This window comes from Mesorhizobium sp. M0136 (genome assembly GCF_040322515.1).
In the GTDB taxonomy this organism is placed as follows: Bacteria; Pseudomonadota; Alphaproteobacteria; order Rhizobiales; family Rhizobiaceae; genus Mesorhizobium.
On record NZ_JAMYTP010000078.1, the window covers coordinates 1 to 514 of the forward strand.

1 protein-coding gene is annotated in these 514 nt (G+C 65.6%); it reads right to left on the minus strand.

The features are described 5' to 3' along the window. Position 1: 1 nt before the first annotated feature. The coding region (locus NKJ35_RS30850; RefSeq protein WP_292193105.1) for an EF-Tu C-terminal domain-related protein at positions 2-514 on the minus strand (513 nt) is incomplete at its 5' end.

Consider the following 514-nt stretch of genomic DNA (forward strand, 5'->3'; position numbering starts at 1 on the left):
ATTACTCTTTGATGGTGACGACGATGCCGGCACCGACGGTGCGGCCGCCTTCACGGATGGCGAAGCGCAGCTTCTCTTCCATGGCGATCGGCACGATCAGCTCGACATCGACGGTGATGTTGTCGCCCGGCATCACCATCTCGGTGCCTTCCGGCAGCGACACGATGCCGGTCACGTCCGTCGTGCGGAAGTAGAACTGCGGACGGTAGTTGGTGAAGAACGGCGTGTGGCGGCCGCCTTCGTCCTTGGTCAGGATGTAGGCTTCGGCAACGAACTTCTTGTGCGGCTTGACGGTGCCGGGCTTGGCCAGGACCTGGCCGCGCTCGACGCCTTCACGGTCAACACCGCGCAACAGCGCGCCGATGTTGTCGCCGGCCTGGCCCTGGTCGAGCAGCTTGCGGAACATCTCGACGCCCGTGCAGGTCGTCTTGGTGGTCGGGCGGATGCCGACGATCTCCAGCTCCTCGCCGACCTTGACGACGCCGCGCTCGACGCGGCCGGTCACCACCGTGCC